We start from the raw sequence: 13,264 nt of genomic DNA, 5'->3' as shown, positions 1-13,264 counted from the left end.
TTTTACAATTATGTATAAATTATTAAAAATCGTGAGCATTAAGAAATAGTTAACTAAAAAAGCCATCTTAAAACTTTATTTCTGATACTTTAAAAAAGAACTAAAGTTTTATACCCTGCCTAAATAATTGTTAGCAAAATGGATAATTTTAGATCAGGCTCAACAAGTTAGAATAGTTATAAATTGCTCTATAAACGTTCAAATATAGTTCTTGTGTTAAAGCCAAAAAGTCTTTCATGCATGCGATGAGCGTACTCATCCGTCATATTTGCGATATAATCACAAACGACACGCAAGGCAGTATTTTCATCATACGCCTTTTCATATAACTCCCTATTTTTATAATCCAAGAGACTACTAGGATTAGAACCAATCGCTTCAAATAGCCGCAGTACAACAGTTTGGCCACCATATTCAAATGTACGTGCTTCTTGCGAATCAATAACATACTGATAGATACACTGCATTAAATAACTTAATAAATTAGCAGCTTCTGGCTGAAGAACAACATTATATTTTAGTAATATATTTTCAAAATTAGGGTTGGTAATTTGAATAGAGGTTGCAGTAATAAAATAATTAACCATTTCACCGATTGCTTGTTTACGCTTATAAGCTTCTTGAGAAAAAAGATTATTTAACAAACTATTACCTTCAGTATTCAGTGGGGTTTCGGCTATTAACTCACGAAGATTTTGGTTATCTAGTTGGGCGCGGTTGATTAAGCGCAAATAAATGGCGTCTTCTAGGTCATGAACGCCGTAGGCAATGTCATCAGCGATATTCATGATGGAGCAATCAAAAGAACAAAAAGCTGATTTGCCGTGAGTATAGGCTTGGGGCAATTTAGCTAATGATTGAAATAATTCTCTATCGTTAGTTGATAAGATACTTAAAAGCCAATCAACTTCAGCCTGCTCTGTATCAAAATAGCTTTTAGGTGGCAGCCAGTCATTAATACGAATTGTTTTATTTAAACTGGGATAGGTAGGTGGCGAAATAGTCGCTTTTACTACACTGTTGGGCACTGGATACTTTAAAATGCCCAGCAAAGATCGTCTCGTTAAATCTAATCCAAAAGGGCCATAGGAATCTTCAACTTTAGTAAGTAGGCGCAATGTTTGACCATTGCCTTCAAAACCACCATGATTGCGCATCATAAAATTTAAAGCTACTTCACCACCATGGCCAAACGGTGGGTGACCAATATCATGCAGCAAGCAAATGACACTTACCAAGTCATCATTAGGAAATAAATCTGGTAAGCCTAGAGCTTGATGATTTAACACTAAATGACGGACAATGCTTCGGCCAATAGATGCAACTTCCAGCGAATGGGTAAGACGAGTACGATGAAAATCACCTTCATCAGTGCCTAAAATTTGTGTTTTACGTTGTAAGCGACGAAAGGCAGGACAGTGAATAACACGGGTCCTATCTCGCTCATAAGGATCGCGATGATCGTGTATGCCTCGCTGGTTAGTTTGACCGGAGCGTCGATGAGTCCACATAGATAAATTAATATTGATAAATTATTTACTTTATGTGAACTTTTATCGTCTTACAATCCATAAAATTAAAGTTTTTTTAAATTAAACAGATATAGCTAAAAAGGTCTAAAAATAATCCCACATAAATAAGAGGGGGAATAAGCTATGAATTATCGTCTCGCTATTTATATAGGTTGTTGTACATTAGTCTCTTGTGTACATATAACAGACGATGTACCTTATCCACCAACTTATACCTCTTATAGATACGATGATATGAAATATTATTCGCAAATATATTCTCAAGGTGTAAATTATAATGATTATAGTTCCTCACCTTTACCAACAAGCGAAGTAAAAGTCCCTGAATCTTATCATGTAGGTGCTTACCATTCGCCAACGCGTGCTAAAGATCGGGATAAAAGTTGGGTCAGTAGTCAAAATCCACAAGGATATACTATCGAGCTTGCAGATGATGAAAAGCCTGCGCAAGTTGCTAAGAAATTATATTTAGCACCTAAGAATGATCGTATGGCTGAAATTAAGTATCAGCGTGATGGAAAAGCTTATTACAAGGGCGTATACGGTAGTTATCCCAGTAAGGAAGCGGCCGAAAATGCATTAAATAATTTACCTGCTGATTTAAAACAAAACGCTGGTGTAAAAGATTGGGGTTCTATCCAAAGCTCTGTTAGTGATTAGGCAAGAGGCCTATTAAGTATTTTTACTAATAACTTTAAGCTGTTTTACTAGCAATAACTACCGTTAATTTAACTAATCCAGGCGTACTTGTTTTTTCAATTAATATTTGTTTTAAAGAAAAAGCATAGCGGCTATTTAACTGCCACAACCAAGTTAAAAAAAGCTTATAAGGTACAGAATCAAAAGATAACTGGATATCACCTTGGCCTGTTTGTTGCAGTTGATAAGGTAGCTTTTGAAAATTTGGATTATTTAGCTCTGTGGCGATTATAGTTAATAACTTACTACTAGGCAGCGTTTGTAAGTGTTGCTCATTGGGTACTTGCTGTCTGACTTGTTGCATCCAGGCTAATGTTTCTTGCTTTTCTTTAAGTTGTTTTTCTCTCTCCTTAACAGCTGCAGTCAGTGGTGAGTAAACGAGCAAGTAAAATAAGTAGATAATTGTACAACTTACGCCTAATCCTACTAACCATTTTTCTCTATCATTTAAATTATGCCAATAACTTATCATAGACTTAGCTCCAAGACGCCTATAACATGGCCCTCTTTAGAAGAGGCTTGAGTTTGTCGTACAGTAATTTGTTTTTGTTGTAAATTAGTTTGTAGCCGTTCAAGTGCATCAAAGTCGTTGCTTATCACGGTGATTTGCATCATTTGATTCTGAAAACGCAACTGCTCAATAGTTGAGTTATTATCAGTTAAAGCTTGTGTTAAATCATTAAGTAGAAGCCAAAAATTATTATCATTATTATTACGACCTTTTAGTAATTGGCCGATACGAAATCTTGGACTAATAACTTGTTTAGCTTGAGGAAAAAATTGGCGATAAATAGTAGCAGTTTGCATATCTATTGCACTTAGCTGCTTGCTTAATGAATAAATTTTAAGGCTATTGAATGTTAATAAAGTAATTAACCATAATAATGCCATGACCGCCGCGGCATAATACCACCTCTTAACTTTACTTGCCGTTGGATTATGGCTAAAAGGACCTTGACAAAGATTAAGTATATGATGATTTTGTAGACGTTTAGCAATCCATATTAAAGGCTCTTCATCAATTAATTGGGCTTGCGGTAAATTTATTGGTGAATCATCTTGAAAAGTATAAACTGTTAATTCTGGTGATAATTGATTTAAATAAAGTTTTGCTAGTTCTAAAGTTAGTAAGCCATTAAAATGGTAATCATCATGAACTAATAAGGTATCATTCATAATACAGGCCTCTTGATTAGTTAAAGCAAACCAATCAAGAGTAAGAGAGTTAAATTGAATATTGTTATCATTAAGCTGGGTAATTAATTGATCTAAATAGCTCTTTTTGCATACTATGACTAAATAGCGACCTTGCTGATAATAATGTTTATCAAAACTAAAATGTAAATCTTCAACATTTTCTGCAAGTTTTTCTTCTAGAGCATAAGGAATTGCTGCACGTGCCTTTTTTTCTGGCAGCCAAGCTAATTCTACCTGATGAAAACTAAAATGCTCCGAAGGAGCTATAACTATAGTTTTTGTAGTGGCTAATTGCTTAATTTCACTAAAGCTACGTTGAGCCAAGGGCGCATCAAGGTTACCTTGCGTATCAAGACTTAAGCTTAAACATCCTTCATTAGTTAAATATTTTATAAAAAGAAAACAAATAGACACACTTATCCTTGTTTATTACTCTTAAATTTTAAACGTGGATTGATATTTAGAATCTACGTTTTAAGCCAAAATCCTTTTTAACCTGCTTTATTAAAAGCAGTATATCCAAAAATAGTTTATTACACCAAACTAATAAAAAGAGTTAACCATTATGGTTAACTCTTTACTAAATTTAGACATAGGCTGACTTTTTAAGTGTTAATGTGGCCCACTTATGTTGCAATTCTTGTGCAAGTAGGTATACAGCAAGAGCATACTGTGGGCTATTATTATAACGCGTAATAACATAGAAATTAGGATAAGTAAGCCAATATTCTGCGCCTTTAGCGGTATCTAGCGCAATTAAGCCTGCTTTAGGTGGTGGTTCTTTGAGTTTTATTAAAGGCTGAATTCCCGCAGCACGGAGTTGTTTAGGGGCATACACAGCTTGCTTGTAATTAGTATTAATTCCTTTAATTTGGTCATTAGTTAATCGAGCTGGTTGCGCAACAACTTGCTTTAATTTCCACCCATGCTTATGAAAGTAATTAGCCACGCTAGCAATGACAGCATTATCATCGTTCATTAAATCTTTTTTAGGATTATTTGAAAAATCCGCAGCATAATAACGATAACTACTGGGCATAAATTGTGGTTTACCCATAGCACCTGCATAAGAGCCAAAATACTGCGTGGGAACTACATTGTGTTCACGGCAGAGTAATAAATATTCCGTTAGCTCTTTAGTAAAGAAGGCAGAACGCTTAGGATAATTAAAGGCGAGTGTTGCTAGCGCATCTAGAACACGATAATTACCTTGATGTTTACCATATAATGTTTCAACGCCAATTATTGCAACAATAACACTGGCAGGAACTTGGTATTTTTTTTCAGCTTGATTTAAGGCTTGTTGATTTGCTTGCCAAAATTCAATACCTCCATCAATTCTTTGTTGAGTTAAAAAAAGCTGCTTGTAAGTATCCCAAGGCTTTTTTTCATAAGGCTTTTCCATAGAATCGATAATTTGTGGCTGAATTTTTACTTCATTCATAACTTGAGCAACGTATTGTTTATCAAAATGATGCGTTTTAACCATAAAATCAATAAACTTCTGCACTTCTGGGCGTTTCACAAAGGCCTGATCAGCATAACTTATACTCGCGTTAAAAAAAGTAAGCAGGGTAAGGTAAAGTAGCAACCATAAACGCATAACAATCCTTTTTATTTTAAAAAAGTCATTTTATGCAAGAAAGTTAGTAACAACAATAGACTTCTAATGAGTAAACACCACTTTATTTGTCTATTAATACTAGAAAGCTAGTTCTACTTGAGTTAAAGATAGTCGTAATGCTTATTTTTTTGCAGATAGACTTTAGATGCTATAATTTTTATATAATATAGCCCATTAATAGGTACTTTATGCCAAAGAATATAGATTCTGCTCGTATAGCTTTAAATAAGATGCTTACAAAATATCAAGAAGATAAGAAAAAATCTGGATGGTTTTTTAACAAGGGGGAGAATAGTGCTGGTTATAAGCTTGCGCAGCACTTTATTGACAAAATTAATAACAGTCAGGCTACCGAAACTGAAGAGTTGCTTGCGTTAATTTACTTCGATTCTAAGTATACAGAAATTTCAGAATTGCAAAAGAAATTTACAGAGGAAATGGTAAATATTTTAGGTTTTCAGAGATTGGATATCTGTAAGCATGCTATAACAATCAGTAGGCAATATAACTCTAATAAGCCGTCAAGTGATTTTGAGGATGAGGCTAAAGAAGAATTAATTGCGGAAAAACTCGCACGTCTAGAACCATTTAAAGAAAACTCTAAATATGAGGTAGAGCTACAAGAATTAAATTCTAAACCACCTGAAATGCGATAAATTTACAGATAAGTGTATTATTATCACCTAGCGCTAAGCTATCAACTTAAATTTATTACTTACAAATCATCAGCCTCCGGCTCACTTAGCTATTATGACTTGTGTAATTTCCCGAACTCTTGATAAACCTACTTTCTGCGCGCCAATTAATAAGCTAGAATAGAACCATTTTAACAATAGGTTTTTCAATTGAGCGACTTAACGCGGATCCGAAACTTTTCAATTATTGCTCATATTGATCATGGTAAATCTACACTAGCTGATCGCTTTATTCAAATTTGTGGAGGTTTAACTGATCGAGAAATGGCTGAGCAAGTCCTCGACTCAATGGATATTGAGCGTGAACGTGGCATTACTATTAAAGCGCAATGTGTTTCATTAAATTATAAAGCACGCGATGGCAAAACCTATTTACTTAATTTTATTGATACTCCAGGGCATGTTGACTTTAGTTATGAAGTATCTCGCTCGCTTGCTGCTTGTGAGGGAGCTATTTTGGTTGTAGACGCCGCTCAAGGTGTTGAAGCACAAACAGTAGCTGTATGTTACACAGCTATTGAGCAAAATTTAGAAGTATTACCTGTATTGAATAAAATTGATTTAACACAAGCTGAGCCTGAACGCGTTATTAATGAAATCGAAGATATCATTGGTCTTGAGGCACATCATGCAATTCGTGCAAGTGCGAAAAGTGGTTTAGGTGTCGAAGATGTTTTAGAAGCCTTAGTTAAATATATTCCACCGCCAACAGGTGATACAGATACCCCTTTGCAAGCATTAATTATTGATTCATGGTTTGATAGTTATTTAGGTGTGGTTTCTTTAGTGCGTATTGTCAATGGTACCTTAAAGCGAGGTGATAAAATACGAGTGATGTCTACCGGACGTGCTTATGATGCTGATCAAGTAGGAATTTTCACGCCTAAACGAACTAAAATGGAGTGTTTAAAGGCTGGTGAAGTGGGTTATGTAGTTGCCGGAATTAAAGATATTCACGGCGCGCCAGTAGGTGATACTTTAACGCTTGAAAAATTCCAAGCGCAAGAGCCACTTCCAGGTTTTAAAAAAGTTAAGCCTCAGGTTTATGCAGGCCTTTTTCCTATTAGTGCCGATGATTTTGAAGCCTTTCGCGAAGCATTAGCTAAATTGAGTTTAAATGATGCTTCTTTATTCTATGAGCCTGAATCCTCTGAGGCTTTAGGTTTTGGCTTTCGCTGTGGCTTTTTAGGCATGCTCCATATGGAGATTGTGCAGGAGCGCTTAGAGCGAGAATATAATCTTGATTTAATTTCAACGGCTCCTACTGTAGTTTATAAAGTGGTAACTACAAAAGATGAAACGTTAATGATTGATAATCCTTCACAATTACCGCCTCCTCAGCAAATTAAATTAATGTATGAACCCATCGTACGGGCAAATATTTTAGTGCCTAATGATTATTTAGGGCAAATTATAACGCTTTGTGTTGAAAGACGAGGTGTTCAGGTTAATATGACTTACAGTGGGCGACAAGTGTCTGTTACTTATGATTTGCCAATGAGTGAAGTCGTTTCAGATTTTTTTGACCGGTTAAAATCAGTAAGTAGAGGCTATGCTTCCCTAGATTATAATTTTTTACGTTTTGATGAGGCTGACTTAGTCAAATTAGATGTCCTCATTAATGGTGAAAGAGTTGATGCACTAGCTTTGATCGTTCATCGCAGCGCTGCACAAAGTCGAGGTAGGGCGTTAACTGACAAAATGCGTGAATTAATACCTAGACAAATGTTTGATGTGGCTATTCAGGCGGCTTTAGGAAATCATATAATTGCTCGGCAAACTGTTAAGGCGCTACGTAAAAATGTAACAGCAAAATGCTATGGTGGCGATGTAACCCGTAAGCGGAAGTTACTTGAGAAACAAAAGGCTGGGAAGAAACGCATGAAACAAGTTGGACATGTTGAAATTCCTCAGGAAGCATTTATGGCTGTATTACAAACAGGTAAGAAAAAGTAATAGTTGAATTATTACTTAGATAAACTTTAAGTTTCCTAGGTAATTTATTAGGAAAATAAATATGAATTTTGCTTTGTTACTCGTTATCCTCTCACTTATAAGTGGGGTCATTTATCTTTTAGATATTATATTGTGGGAAAAGAAAAGAGCGCCTAATCAGAAGCCTAACAAAATTATTGAATATGCTCGTTCATTTTTTCCAGTTTTTTTTATTGTTCTGTTATTACGCTCGTTTTTGATAGAACCTTTTCGCATACCATCGGGCTCTTTAGAGCCTACTTTGTTAGTAGGTGATTTTTTAGCGGTCAATAAATTTGCTTATGGCTTGCGTCTTCCTGTGCTTGAGAAAAAAGTAATTCCTATTAGTAGCCCTAAACGAGGAGATATTGCTGTTTTTCGTTGGCCACCTGATGTGACTTATGATTACATAAAACGTGTCATTGGCGTTCCGGGTGATAAAATTAGTTATCGTAATAAAGTTTTATTCATAAATGGTCAGGAAATGAAACAAGCCTTTGTTGAGCGAACCATTGATGAAAGCTCAGGTAAAGCAGTAGCTAAGTATCAAGAAAACCTAAATGGAATAGTACATGATATTTATGTGCGTCCTGATGTAGCCGCTTATGATTTTGAGATAGAGGTACCAGAAGGGCAGTATTTTATGATGGGTGATAACCGCGATGATAGCGCTGATAGTCGGTACTGGGGTTTTGTTTCTGACGCATACTTACGTGGCAAGGCAGTTGTAGTTTGGATGAGCTGGAATGGCAAAACTGATAGTATAAGATGGTCTAAGATAGGACGATTAATTCATTAGGCGTATAGCGGTGCGGTTCAGATTTTCCTTCGCCCCTATGGGGGAGAAGGTGGCGCAAAGCGTCGGATGAGGGGTGATCTATTAGATTTAAATTAAAGGAATAAAGATGAGTAGGCAAAAAGGAATGACCTTCATAGGTTTTTTATTTGTAGTAGTAGTTATTGTTGTCATTGGTGTTTTAATTATGCGCATAGTGCCTGTGTATATTCAGAATTATGAAGTTAAAAGTTCTATTAAATCATTAAACAATGTAAAAAGTGATGTGGCTTCAGATGCTGAATCTTTAAAGAAAAAGTTAGTGAATCAACTTTATATAAATAGTATTAATGATATCCCAGAAAATAATATAGCTGTTACGCCTACTGATCAAGAAAATCATTTTTTAGTAACAGTAAAGTATGATGTTATAAGGCCTCTTATTGCAAATATGAGCCTTTTATTTAACTTTAATGAGTCGCAAGAGGTTACTATTGATTCCCATTGATTTATCCCGATTTTGCCGGAAAATAGATTATCAATTCAAAAATATCGCTTATTTAAAGCAAGCTTTAACTCACTGTAGTGCTGGCAATGCTAACAATGAGCGCCTTGAATTTTTAGGTGATTCTATTTTAAGTTTTGTTATCGCTCATGCCCTTTTTGAACGATTTCAGCAAGAAAGTGAAGGTCAATTAAGCCGTTTACGTGCTTTTTTGGTGAAAGGAGAAACGCTTGCTGAGATAGCAATAGAATTGGGTTTAGGTGACTACTTGTTTCTAGGTCAAGGTGAGCTAAAAAGTGGCGGTTTTCGTCGAGCCTCTATTTTAGCTGATGCCTTAGAAGCCGTATTTGCTGCAGTTTATTTGGATGGTGGTATGGAAGCATGCCAAAAACTTATTCTTAAACTCTTTGCTTCTCGCTTAGAGAATAAAGAATTACAAACCAATTTAAAAGATGCTAAAACACAATTACAAGAATTTCTGCAAGCTAAGAAAAAACCTCTACCGGAATACAATCTAATTAAAATTGAAGGTGAAGAACACGAGCAGATTTTTTATATTGCATGTACTGTTAGCGGCATTACAAAAAGTACGGTTGGCTCAGGCTCTAATCGCCGCAAGGCTGAGCAAGAGGCGGCAAAAGAACTATTAAATTTTTTGAAAAAATAATTAATTTAAATTACTAGCTGCTTAATCTTCTTTTTGTAGGTAAAAAGCAAAAACTAAATTTACTAAAAGATTCTTATTACTATATTTACGTTCTGCGGCTTGTCTAAAGGATTTAGTATGTAAGTCCCTAAACAAGACGCAGGGTTAGGCAGCAGGCTTAAAAAGATGCTTGTATTTTTTTGTGCAAACTTAATCTTCCATTCAATTTATAAAAGTGCGTTTTTAATATTTTTAAAATCCAATTTATCTAATAAAGGTTTGATTAAAACGATTCCCTTATGTTCGTTGCTATTACCATGAACTAAAATAATTCCACCAGGCATAACTTCTTGGCGGTTTCGTTTAAGATTAGCTATCCAAGCATCGGTCCCTAAAGGTATTAAGCCGAAAGATTTAAGTTTCTTAATTAAGGCAGGATTAGAAATCAAACCAGGGAATCTAAAAAATATAGAAGGCATCTCTCCTGCCTCTAATAAATATTTCTCTGTTTGTAATATTTCTAAATCGAAATTAGTCTCAGGCCTTAATAAAAAATTATCAGCATAAGGCAAGTCATTATAATAAACATGGCTGAAAGAGTGATTAGCCCATGTAATATCTAATTTATGTTGTTTTTCTTGAGATATTAGCCATTGAAACTCATCAGGGTGGCCTATTATCCACATTCCAGATACAGCAATAACAAGAGGCGTTGGCTTATGTAGCTCATCAGCACGTTTTACTAGGGCTTTAAAAAAATCTGCTTCAAACGGTTTACTAGAAGGACATAAATCTACAGTTAAAATATTACCTTCATCTAAATCCACATGTTTAAGGCCTTGATTTTCCATAACGTATGGCTCGGCAGTATTTTTATTTAAAATTTGATAATAAGGCGTGCTTGCAATGTTCCAAAAGGTAAAATATCCCGGTTTCTTTTTTTGCGGCGTAAGTTGTCTTGGCCTTAAACTAGCAATTGGTAAAATTTCAGTATCTAAAGTTTTTGGATTAACTGTTAAAAAAGAGGGGGTTCCATTTATTTTAAAGACACGAATAGCAATTTTTAAATCACCTACTATTGTATAAACAGGTAAGAAAATACGTTGATAATCTTCAATAGTGTTTTGGGCGAAACTATTAAGGGAAAAAAGGAGTAAGAATAAGTATAAAAATTTTTTCATAAAGATTATAAAAAATGCAATTTGCGCCTTATAATACTTTATGTTTGTTTTTTAGTCAAGAATGGTGTTTTAGCAGGAGTATTCATATAAGTTGTAGCCCGGATGGTGCGTAGTACAATCAACGTAAGTTGCTAAATCAGTAGTAGAATTAAAAATTAAGTTATTTATATTTTTATTAACTATCCTTTTAAGGGCAAAGCTAAATAAATGCCCTATACAATGCCCCTTTATTCTAAGAGTGCAGCTACAGATAACCATTCTTCTTCAGCTAAATTTAAGGAGTTTTTAATTTCTTTTTGCTCCTTTAAAAGAGTCTGTAGTTTTGTTGAATAACTATCAGTATAAAGTGTTTCATCTGCTAATTGTGCTTCTAAAAAATTTAAGCGTTGTTGATAGTTAAGAACTTGCTGTTCAATTTTTTTTAATTTATTTTGTAGACCCTTACGCTCTTTATAATTGTTGGTAGTATCTATTTGATTTCTTGTGGGTGTTTGATCAGCCAACCACGCGTGATAATCATCTAAGTCGCCTTTAAAAGGTTGTACTTGTTTGTTATAGACCAAATAATACTCATCGACGGCGCTACGAAGTAGATGTCTATCATGCGAAATTAAGATTAAAGCACCTTCATAACTTTGTAAGGCAATTTCTATAGCTGAGCGCATACTTAAGTCGAGGTGATTAGTGGGCTCATCAAGTAATAGAAGGTTAGGTTTCTGCCATACCAATTTAGCTAATGCGAGCCTTGCTTTTTCGCCACCTGAAAAATAGGTAATAGCGTTTACTGCCATATCTCCTATAAAATTAAAACCACCTAAATAATCACGAATAGTTTGCTCACTTACAGTAGGAGAAAGTTCTTGAATGGTTTCCAGTGGGCTTAACTTAGGATTTAACTCCTCCAACTGGTGTTGAGCATAATAGCCGATTTTTAAGTGTATTGATGTTTGAATTTCACCAGTAAGCGCTTTGAGGTTACCCATAAGTGTTTTAATTAAGGTTGATTTTCCTTCACCATTAGGTCCTACTAAGCCTATTCTTGCCCCAGGGTTAATAATTAAATTAATTCGCTGTAAAATAGGTGCTGTATCCTCATATCCTGCATTAACTTGCTCACAACGTAAAAGAGACGAACCAGCTTTAGGGCCAGGGAAAAACTCATAGGAAAAAGGTGAGTCCATTTGAGCTTGCGCAACAGTTTCCATTTTCTCAATCATCTTGAGTCGACTTTGTGCTTGTTTTGCTTTAGTCGCTTTAGCACGAAAGCGAGTAACAAAAGACATCAAATGATTAATTTTATCTTGTTGTTTTGCATAAGTTGCTTGTTGTAAGATAAGTTTTTGAGCACGTAACTGTTCAAATGCACTATAGTTTCCAGTGTAAAGAAAGACATTTTGTTGCTCAATATGTAAAATATGAGTAACAAAAGCATCAAGAAATTCGCGATCATGTGAAATAACTATAATACTACTAGGGCTTTGCTTAAGCCATTTTTCAAGCCAGAAAATAGCTTCCATATCCAAGTGATTGGTTGGCTCATCTAATAAAATTAAATCAGCCGGATTCATAAGGCAACGCGCTAAACTTAAACGCATGCGCCAACCGCCTGAAAAACTATTAACAGGCTGCTGTTGCTCAGCAAATTTAAAGCCTAGGCCATCCATAATAGCTGCTGCTTTTGCAGGTTTGCTATAGCCGCCTGTTTGATTGAGCTCCTCATGACAAGCTACTATTTGTGCATCATTTTTAGCTTGTTCTGCTTCCTTTAAACGTTGTTGTAAAAGAGAATAAGCTTCATCACCAGCTAAAACAAAATCAAGGGCAATTTCTTCGCTGTCAGGTAATTGTTGTGAGAGATGACTAATACGCAGTTGAGGATTAAGCTGACACTCTCCTTCATCAGCAGAAATTTGGCCTAAAATTAAACTAAAAAGACTTGACTTACCACATCCATTATTTCCTACAAGACCAATCTTTTGTTTCTCATGTAAGGCTAATGAGGTTTGTTTAAGTAGAACTTTATTTCCCTGAGAAAGGGTAAGTTGGCGCAAAGATAACATAAAATTAATACTAAATAATAATCAAGTTATTATAGCAATACCGCTTAACTATTTATAGTCGCTTTATTGTACTCTTAAGGGGCTATCCCTAGTTTTTGTCTTCTGTCTTTCATAAATTTCTGGCAAGTTAAAGGCCTGTGGCAACTTACTGGGTTCCGCGAACAAGTCACGGGACGTAGAGTTGGAAAGTCGTGGGACGTAGTGTTAGAAAGTCATGGGACGTAGAGTTAGAAAGTCGTGGAACGTAGGGTTGGAAAGTCGTGAGATATGGGGTTGAGATAAAGAGGTAATTAGAAATAAACACAGAATTTTATCCACCGCCTACGTTCCGCGATTTATTCGCGGAATCCAGCATCGATAATTAATGTTAAGTCTA

General features: G+C 35.2%; 12 protein-coding genes. 6 read left to right on the top strand and 6 right to left on the bottom strand.

What is annotated here, in order from left to right:
- Nucleotides 1–188: 188 nt before the first annotated feature.
- A complete protein-coding gene (locus ACNVED_RS09915; protein ID WP_419418863.1) occupies nt 189–1,511 on the bottom strand; it encodes an anti-phage deoxyguanosine triphosphatase in 1,323 nt (440 codons plus the stop codon).
- Nucleotides 1,512–1,655: 144 nt separating this feature from the next.
- Here ACNVED_RS09915 and ACNVED_RS09910 point away from each other — a divergent pair, with 144 nt between their 5' ends.
- Nucleotides 1,656–2,192, top strand: a complete 537-nt coding sequence (locus ACNVED_RS09910) for an SPOR domain-containing protein (RefSeq protein WP_419418862.1) — start codon at nt 1,656–1,658, stop codon at nt 2,190–2,192.
- Nucleotides 2,193–2,226: 34 nt separating this feature from the next.
- Here the strand turns inward: ACNVED_RS09910 and gspM are convergent, their stop codons facing one another.
- The 3 genes from gspM to mltB all read right to left on the bottom strand — a co-directional run bounded on the left by gspM (nt 2,227) and on the right by mltB (nt 5,031).
- On the bottom strand, nt 2,227–2,703 hold the full coding sequence (gspM, locus tag ACNVED_RS09905) for a type II secretion system protein GspM (protein WP_419418861.1): 477 nt from the start codon (nt 2,701–2,703) through the stop codon (nt 2,227–2,229).
- Nucleotides 2,700–3,842, bottom strand: coding sequence for a type II secretion system protein GspL (gene gspL, locus ACNVED_RS09900; RefSeq protein ID WP_419418860.1), 1,143 nt, complete (start codon nt 3,840–3,842; stop codon nt 2,700–2,702). Before gspL ends, gspM begins: the two co-directional genes overlap by 4 nt.
- A 172-nt stretch (nt 3,843–4,014) precedes the next feature.
- Nucleotides 4,015–5,031 (bottom strand): lytic murein transglycosylase B, encoded by a 1,017-nt coding sequence (gene mltB / locus ACNVED_RS09895; RefSeq protein WP_419418859.1) that lies wholly within the window; start codon nt 5,029–5,031, stop codon nt 4,015–4,017.
- Nucleotides 5,032–5,240: 209 nt separating this feature from the next.
- Here mltB and ACNVED_RS09890 point away from each other — a divergent pair, with 209 nt between their 5' ends.
- The 5 genes from ACNVED_RS09890 (at nt 5,241) to rnc (ending at nt 9,668) form a co-directional block, all read left to right on the top strand.
- Nucleotides 5,241–5,708: a hypothetical protein gene (locus tag ACNVED_RS09890; RefSeq protein WP_419418858.1), complete on the top strand. Its 468-nt coding sequence runs from the start codon at nt 5,241–5,243 to the stop codon at nt 5,706–5,708.
- A 189-nt stretch (nt 5,709–5,897) separates the two neighbouring features.
- Nucleotides 5,898–7,703, top strand: coding sequence for a translation elongation factor 4 (gene lepA / locus ACNVED_RS09885; RefSeq protein ID WP_419418857.1), 1,806 nt, complete (start codon nt 5,898–5,900; stop codon nt 7,701–7,703).
- Nucleotides 7,704–7,764: 61 nt separating this feature from the next.
- Nucleotides 7,765–8,520, top strand: coding sequence for a signal peptidase I (gene lepB, locus ACNVED_RS09880; RefSeq protein WP_419418856.1), 756 nt, complete (start codon nt 7,765–7,767; stop codon nt 8,518–8,520).
- Nucleotides 8,521–8,626: 106 nt separating this feature from the next.
- The gene (locus ACNVED_RS09875) at nt 8,627–9,004 is read left to right on the top strand and encodes a DUF4845 domain-containing protein (RefSeq protein ID WP_419418855.1); all 378 of its coding nucleotides are present in this window, start codon (nt 8,627–8,629) and stop codon (nt 9,002–9,004) included.
- On the top strand, nt 8,994–9,668 hold the full coding sequence (rnc, locus tag ACNVED_RS09870; protein ID WP_419421170.1) for a ribonuclease III: 675 nt from the start codon (nt 8,994–8,996) through the stop codon (nt 9,666–9,668). Before ACNVED_RS09875 ends, rnc begins: the two co-directional genes overlap by 11 nt.
- Nucleotides 9,669–9,874: 206 nt before the next feature.
- Here the strand turns inward: rnc and ACNVED_RS09865 are convergent, their stop codons facing one another.
- Nucleotides 9,875–10,828, bottom strand: coding sequence for a hypothetical protein (locus ACNVED_RS09865; RefSeq protein ID WP_419418854.1), 954 nt, complete (start codon nt 10,826–10,828; stop codon nt 9,875–9,877).
- Between the two features lie 227 nt (nt 10,829–11,055).
- Nucleotides 11,056–12,888 carry an ABC-F family ATP-binding cassette domain-containing protein gene (locus ACNVED_RS09860; protein WP_419418853.1) on the bottom strand — a complete coding sequence of 611 codons (1,833 nt, stop codon included), beginning with the start codon at nt 12,886–12,888 and terminating at the stop codon, nt 11,056–11,058.
- Nucleotides 12,889–13,264 lie beyond the last annotated feature (376 nt).

The organism is Legionella sp. D16C41 (assembly GCF_048541585.1).
In the GTDB taxonomy this organism is placed as follows: Bacteria; Pseudomonadota; Gammaproteobacteria; order Legionellales; family Legionellaceae; genus Legionella_C.
The sequence above is the reverse complement of the archived record's forward strand: the minus strand, read 5'-3'. Positions and strand labels throughout refer to the sequence as shown.